We start from the raw sequence: 4,880 nt of genomic DNA on the forward strand, positions 1-4,880 counted from the left end.
GCGCCGCAGTACTTTCGGCGAGGTGGGGCTTAACTGCCGAGTTCGGAATGGGATCGGGTGATCCCCCACTCCATGGTTCCGCTCGCGGGAGGCGCTCCCGCGGCAATCGTCTTGCCGTCCGAGGGGGCCCGGGGATCCCCCGCGCCACCCTGGCGGTTGCATGCGCGCGACACGTCCATCTCTCGATCTCGATCGTAGTCTTGGCAATGAAGAAGAGCTCGGGCTATTAGTAGCGCTCGCCTGAGCAGGTCGCCCTGCTTGCAGCTGCGCCCTATCGACCAGATAGTCTATCTGGGCCCTTACCGGAAAGGGAGCTCATCTCGGAGGCGGCTTCCCACTTAGATGCCTTCAGCGGTTATCCGTGCCGGACGTAGCTAGGCGGCGGTGCCGTTGGTCGACAACCGCGTCACCAGAGGTCCGTCCACCCCGGTCCTCTCGTACTAGGGGCAGATCTCCTCAACTCCCTTGCGCCCGCGGAGGATAGGGACCGAACTGTCTCACGACGTTCTGAACCCAGCTCGCGTACCGCTTTAAATGGCGAACAGCCATACCCTTGGGACCGACTTCAGCCCCAGGATGCGATGAGCCGACATCGAGGTGCCAAACCTTGCCGTCGATGTGGACTCTTGGGCAAGATCAGCCTGTTATCCCCGGAGTACCTTTTATCCGTTGAGCGACGGCCATTCCACTCTGTGCCGCCGGATCACTAGAACCGACTTTCGTCCCTGCTCGAGGTGTCTCTCTCGCAGTCAAGCCCGCTTGCACTCTTGCGCTCTCGGGACGGTTGCCGACCGTCCTGAGCGGACCTTTCGCGCGCCTCCGTTACGTTTTGGGAGGCGACCGCCCCAGTCAAACTACCCGCCTGGCACGGTCCGCGCGCCGGATCACGGCCGCGCGTTAGGCAGCCGGCACGACGAGGGCGGTATTCCAAGGTCGCCTCCACGGGGGCTTGCGCCCCCGCTTCAAAGGCTCCCGCCTATCCTCTACGCGCCGTACCAGATGCCAATGCCAAGCTGCAGTAAAGGTTCACGGGGTCTTTCCGTCCTTCCGCGGGTAGTTCGCATCTTCACGAACAGTACAATTTCACCGGGTCCACGGTTGAGACAGCGCCCAAATCGTTACGCCATTCGTGCAGGTCGGAACTTACCCGACAAGGAATTTCGCTACCTTAGGACCGTTATAGTTACGGCCGCCGTTTACCGGGGCTTGGCTTCAGCGCTTCGCCTTTCGGCTGACGCATCCGCGTAACCTTCCGGCACCGGGCAGGCGTCAGACCCTATACGTCGCCTTGCGGCTTTGCAGAGTCCTGTGTTTTTGATAAACAGTCGCTTGGGCCGTTTCGCTGCGGCCCCCACTAGCTCCGGCAGCAAGTGCCTTCACCGGCGGGGGCGCCCCTTCTCCCGAAGTTACGGGGCCAGTATGCCGAGTTCCTTAACCGTGGTTCTCCCGATCGCCTCGGTATGTTCTACCCGCCCACCTGTGTCGGTTTTGGTACGGGCGCCGACGGCACTCCCTAGAGGTTTTTCTCGGAAGCATGGGCTCACCGGCTTCGCTCGCTCGCTTCGTCTCGCGTCTCAGGCCTCTCGCGCAGCTGATTTCCACGCTGCGCGCCCTACGCGCTTTCACGGGGACGTCCAGAACCCCGCCCGGCTACCCTTCTCCGTCGCCCCATCGGTAATGCCGCGCCGTCGGCGGTGCGGGAATGTCTGCCCGCTGCGCATCGGCTACGCCTCTCGGCCTCGCCTTAGCTCCCGACTGACCCTGGGGGGATTAGCCTCGCCCAGGAACCCTTAGGCTCACGGCGCCAGGGTTTCTCGCCCTGGTCTCGTTACTCATGCCAGCATTCTCACCTCCGCGCGGTCCACAGCAGGTCGCCCTGCTGCTTCGCCCCCCGCGGAGAGCTCCCCTACCACTGAATTCTCAGTCCGCCGCTTCGGTGCATCGCTTAGCCCCGTGAATTGTCGGCGCATGTCCACTCGACCAGTGAGCTGTTACGCACTCTTTAAATGCATGGCTGCTTCTAAGCCAACATCCTGGTTGTCTGGGCAGACGCACATCCTTTGCCACTCAGCGATGACTTGGGGACCTTAGCGGGCGGTCTGGGCTGTTTCCCTCTCGAGCGCGCAGCTTAGCCCACGCCCTCTGACTCCCGGCCTCTCGACCCGCGGCATTCGGAGTTCGGTTCGAGTCGGTAGGCGGTGAAGCCCCCTCGTCGATCCGGTGGCTCTACCACCGCGGGTTAACGGCCGAGGCTAGCCCTAAAGCTATTTCGGGGAGAACGAGATATCTCCGGGTTTGATTGGCCTTTCACCCCTATCCTGGGGTCATCCCCTCCGTTTTCAACCGAAGTGGGTTCGGCCCTCCACGGGGTCTTACCCCCGCTTCAGCCTGCCCCAGGATAGCTCACCCGGCTTCGCGTCTGCAGCGTGCGACTCACTCGCCATCTTAAAGGCTCGCTTTCGCTGCGGCTCGTTTCCAAACTTAACCTCGCCGCACACCGCAACTCGCTGGCTCATTCTACAAAAGGCACGCCGTCACAGCGCAAAGGCTGCTCCGACTGCTTGTGGGCGCACGGTTTCAGGTACTGTTTCACTCCCCTCTCGGGGTGCTTTTCACCTTTCCCTCACGGTACTGGTTCGCTATCGGTCACAGGAGAGTGTTCAGCCTTGGAGGGTGGTCCCCCCGGCTTCGGACCGGGTTTCACGTGCCCGGCCCTACTCGGGATACTCGTCAGCGGTCCGCATGGTTTCGCGTACGGGGCTCTCACCCGCTGCGGCCGGCCCTTCCATGCCGTTCCGCTACCATGTGGATTTGTAACCGCTCCCAGGTGGGCAGCACCTGGACGCGAGTCCCGCAACCCCCGGGCGGCAACGCCTGCCGCTTACACGCGCCCGGGTTTGGGCTGGTGCGCTTTCGCTCGCCGCTACTCGCGCAATCTCGGTTGATTTCTCTTCCTCGGGGTACTTAGATGTTTCAGTTCCCCCGGTTGCCTCCCTGCGCCCTATTTGATTCAGGCGTGGGTAGCAGGGCATGACCCCTGCTGGGTTCCCCCATTCGGAGATCCCCGGATCAAGGTGTGTTTGCCACTCCCCGGGGCTTATCGCAGCTTGCCGCGTCCTTCGTCGACTTCCTGTGCCAAGGCATCCGCCGTGCGCCCTAGATATCTTGTCCATTACCTAGGTCGCCAAAGAAGTTGATACTTCTAATGGTTTCGTCCGTTGGATATAAATGAGAATTTATTCCGTCGTATAACATACGTTCGCGATCGTGATGAATCGTCTATTCCATGATGCGAGCACCCTCAAGAACCTAATCAGCTTAGGAAATTGATGTTGGTGTTGATCATGTTGACATTTTCATGTCACGCGCTATGCAACTGTCAAGGTGCGCGGGGACTCTCTTCGGAGCCCTCGCAGCCGGATGCTGGGGAGGATGAGAGCGGCTCTAGGTTGTCTCCCTAGAAAGGAGGTGATCCAGCCGCACCTTCCGGTACGGCTACCTTGTTACGACTTCACCCCCCTTACCCTCCACACCTTCGACGCCTCCGCCCCAGAAGGGTTCGGCCGGCGGCTTCGGGTGCAGACGACTCGGGTGGTGTGACGGGCGGTGTGTACAAGGCCCGGGAACGTATTCACCGCGGCATGCTGATCCGCGATTACTAGCAACTCCGACTTCACGCAGGCGGGTTGCAGCCTGCGATCCGAACTGGGACCGGCTTTCCGGGATCCGCTCCCCCTCGCGGGGTGGCAACCCTCTGTACCGGCCATTGTAGCACGTGTGCAGCCCAGGGCATAAGGGGCATGATGACTTGACGTCGTCCCCACCTTCCTCCGGCTTGACGCCGGCAGTCTCCCGCGAGTCCCCAACTGAATGCTGGCAACACGGGACGGGGGTTGCGCTCGTTGCGGGACTTAACCCAACATCTCACGACACGAGCTGACGACAGCCATGCACCACCTGCGCGAGCTCCTCTCGGCCACCGCGTCTCCGCGGCTTCACTCGCATGTCAAGCCCTGGTAAGGTTCTTCGCGTTGCTTCGAATTAAGCCACATGCTCCGCTGCTTGTGCGGGCCCCCGTCAATTCCTTTGAGTTTTAGCCTTGCGGCCGTACTCCCCAGGCGGGACGCTTAATGCGTTGGCTGCGGCACGGGGGGATGGTCCCCCCACACCTAGCGTCCATCGTTTACGGCTGGGACTACCAGGGTATCTAATCCTGTTCGCTCCCCCAGCTTTCGCGCCTCAGCGTCAGTGGCGGCCCAGCAGGCTGCCTTCGCCATCGGTGTTCTTCCCGATATCTGCGCATTCCACCGCTACACCGGGAATTCCGCCTGCCTCTACCGCACTCGAGCCGCCCAGTCCGGAACCCGGCCCGAGGTTGAGCCCCGGGATTAGAGGTTCCGCTTAGGCGGCCGCCTACGCGCGCTTTACGCCCAATGAATCCGGATAACGCTCGCCCCCTACGTATTACCGCGGCTGCTGGCACGTAGTTAGCCGGAGCTTCTTCTGCAGGTACCGTCTGAATCTTCCCTGCTGAAAGCGGTTTACAACCCGAAGGCCTTCGTCCCGCACGCGGCGTTGCTGCGTCAGGGTTCCCCCCATTGCGCAAAATTCCCCACTGCTGCCTCCCGTAGGAGTCTGGGCCGTATCTCAGTCCCAATGTGGCCGGTCGACCTCTCAGTCCGGCTACCCATCGCGGGCACGGTGGGCCGTTACCCCGCCGTCTACCTAATGGGCCGCGACCCCATCCCGCGCCGTCGGGGCTTTCCCGGGGAGGCCATGGGGCCTCCCCGGAGCATCCGGTATTAGCCGCCGTTTCCAGCGGTTGTCCCGGAGCGCGGGGCAGGTTGGTCACGTGTTACTCACCCGTTCGCCACTCTATA

Annotated in this window: 3 rRNA genes; all 3 read right to left on the reverse strand. The window is 62.1% G+C overall.

Annotation, left to right across the window (positions count from 1 at the left end):
- Positions 1-84: ribosomal RNA gene (rrf, locus tag ACYVRU_RS12025) — 5S ribosomal RNA — on the reverse strand; the annotation flags it as partial.
- A 122-nt stretch (positions 85-206) separates the two neighbouring features.
- A 23S ribosomal RNA gene (locus ACYVRU_RS12030) occupies positions 207-3,171 on the reverse strand.
- A gap of 290 nt (positions 3,172-3,461) precedes the next feature.
- Positions 3,462-4,880, reverse strand: a 16S ribosomal RNA gene (locus ACYVRU_RS12035); the annotation flags it as partial.

Source organism: Adlercreutzia sp. CNCM I-6216, from assembly GCF_977113345.1.